General features: G+C 66.2%; 2 protein-coding genes. Both read right to left on the reverse strand.

Annotated features, from left to right (window positions below; translation table 11 throughout):
• Complete coding sequence (locus G6030_RS13585; RefSeq protein ID WP_182643487.1) at positions 1–747, reverse strand: ATP-binding protein; 747 nt, start codon at positions 745–747, stop codon at positions 1–3.
• Positions 744–2,309, reverse strand: coding sequence for an IS21 family transposase (istA, locus tag G6030_RS13590; protein ID WP_182643488.1), 1,566 nt, complete (start codon positions 2,307–2,309; stop codon positions 744–746). Before istA ends, G6030_RS13585 begins: the two co-directional genes overlap by 4 nt.
• Positions 2,310–2,470 lie beyond the last annotated feature (161 nt).

Genomic DNA, 2,470 nt, shown 5'->3' on the forward strand with positions numbered 1-2,470 from the left:
CTACTGATTCGCGGCGGCGTGTTCGCGCATGTTGTGGGTGCCGGTGTCGATCCAGATGGCGCTGTGGACGATGCGGTCCATGATGGCGTCGGCGTGTACCCCTGAGCCGAGGCGTTGGTGCCAGTCCTTCTTCGCGTACTGGGTGCAGAAGACGGTGGATCCGGTGTCGTAGCGGCGCTCGAGCAGTTCGAGCAGCATGCTGCGCATCGCTTCATCGGGGTGGTCGAGGAGCCATTCGTCGATCACGAGTAGCGAGAACGCGGCGTACTTCTTGAGGAACTTCGTTTGCCCCTGCGGTCGGTCTTTCGCCAGCGCCCAGGCCTCTTCCAGGTCGGGCATTCGGATGTAGTGCGCCCGGTGCCGGTGGGTGCAGGCTTGTTTGGCCAGGGCGCAGCCGAGGTAGGACTTTCCCGAGCCAGTGAACCCCTGGAACACGACGTTCTGCTGGCGATCGATGAACGAGCAGGTTGCCAGCTGGGCGAGCACGGCTCGGTTCAGGCCGCGCTCGTCGATCAGGTCCACTCGCCGCAGGTCAGCGCTCGGGTACCGCAGTCCTGCTCGGCGGATGAGGCCGTCGACTTTGGAGTGGTTGAAGCTCTCGTGGGCGTGGTCGACGACCAGCTGCAGCCGCTCATGAAAACTCATCCCGAGAACGTGGTCCTCGTGTTGCGCCTCGATCGCCTCCAGCAGGGGCTGGGCGCCCATCTCGCGAAGCTTGCGCTTGATCTCGATATCGATGGCGCTCATCGTGTGCCTCCGGCGTAGTAGTCGGCGCCGCGCACGTAGCCGCCGACCTCAGCGGGTGCTTCTTGTGCCGGTCGCAGGGCCGCGGCCTTGTCCTGGCCGGTGACCAGGATTGGTTGGATGTGCGCGTACCGGGGCGAGCGCACCGGACCGGTCAACGCCAGTGCGCACGCGGCTTCGACCCGCTCGGCCGAGAAACGGCGAGAAAGGCGCAGCACCGCCAGGGCGGCGTCCAGGCCCTGTTCGTCGACTGGGACGGATTCGAAGACCCGGTTGACCACAATCACCGCCGCCGGCCCCACCCGCTCGGCCCACTGGCGAACCCGCGGCGCATCCCACTGTTGGTATCGCTCGCCAGCTGGGAGGTCGGCGTTATTGGTGCGGTACTGCCCTGATGTCTGCTCGGGAAGCAGAAGGTGGCTAGAGATCCGCTCGGTACCCCGGTAGATCTCCAGCGTTCGGGCGGTGATCCGCACGTCGACCTTGGTGCCGATATGCGCCAGTGGGGCCGAGTAGAAGTTGCGCTCGAACACCACGTGCCCGTTGCGGCCCACGCGGCGGCCGTAGAGCCACCGGCTGATCTCGTACGCCACCGCCGGCAGCGGCGTCAGCAGCGGCCGCTCCTCGGCGGCGAACACGCCGAGTCTTGAGCCGGGACGCTTCTGAAACTGTTCGCGATTGTAGGCGTCCATCCGCTCACCGATCGCCTCCGCCAGCTCGGGCAGCGAGGCGAACTTCCGATCCCGCAGGCCGGCGATCACCCACGTCGCCACATGCAAGACGGTGTTCTCGGCCCCAGATTTGTCCTTGGGACGCCGTATACGACCTGGTAAAACGGCTGCCGAGTAATGAGCGGCCATCTCCCGGTAGGCATCATTGAGCACGATCTCCCCATCGCGGGGATGCTTGACCACCCCGGTTTTGAGGTTGTCGCACACGATCCGCGGCACCGAACCACCGAAGAACTCGAACATCGCCACGTGCGCCCGCAGCCACGCGTCCTGCTGCATGTCTGTGGCCGGATAGACAAAGGCGTACCGACTGAACGGCAGGCACCCAACGAACAGGTACACCTTCCGCGTCGCCCCGGTTGCCGGGTCGATGAGCTCCATTGTGGGGCCGGACCAGTCGACCTCGACCGTTTGGGCGGCCTTGTGGCCGACGCGGGAGGCGGCGCCGGTGACCATCACGTGCCGCTGGTAGGTCTTGCACCACCGGTCATAGCCCATCGCCGGTGCCTTCGAGGCGCTGCACTGGTCGGTGTACTCGCTGTGCAGCAGCTTCAGCGTGACCCCGACCCGCGCCATCTCCCGGTGGACCTGCTCCCAGTCCGGCTGGGCGAACACGCTCTCGTGCTCCCCGCGGCCCGGGAACAGGCGGGCGTACACCTGCTCATCGGTCAGCTCGGCGATGTCGTCCCAGCTCGTCTCCGTCGCGTCGGCAGCCTCCAGCACCGCAGTGATGCTCTTGCGGGACATGCCCTGCGAGGCGGCGATCGCCCGCCCCGACAGGCCCTCGGCGCGAAGCTGCAGCACAAGCTTCGCCCTGATCTTCCGTACAGTCACGGATTGCTCCTTCCGCCACGTGCCCTCTACACGCGGCGGAAGGAGCCTAAGGACCGGTGGCCCCCACGGACGCTACTGCCGGCCCCCAAGCGCAATAATCGCGTTTCCGGACACTGGCCCCCGAAGGCAATAGCGATGGCCCCCAGTGAGACGAATATTCA

Source organism: Dietzia sp. E1, from assembly GCF_014145015.1.
Classification (GTDB): Bacteria; Actinomycetota; Actinomycetes; order Mycobacteriales; family Mycobacteriaceae; genus Dietzia; species Dietzia cinnamea_A.

Excerpts from the sequence above, each read along its gene's own strand:
- G6030_RS13585 (WP_182643487.1), bottom strand. The coding sequence starts at position 747 with ATGAGCGCCATCGATATCGAGATCAAGCGCAAGCTTCGCGAGATGGGC.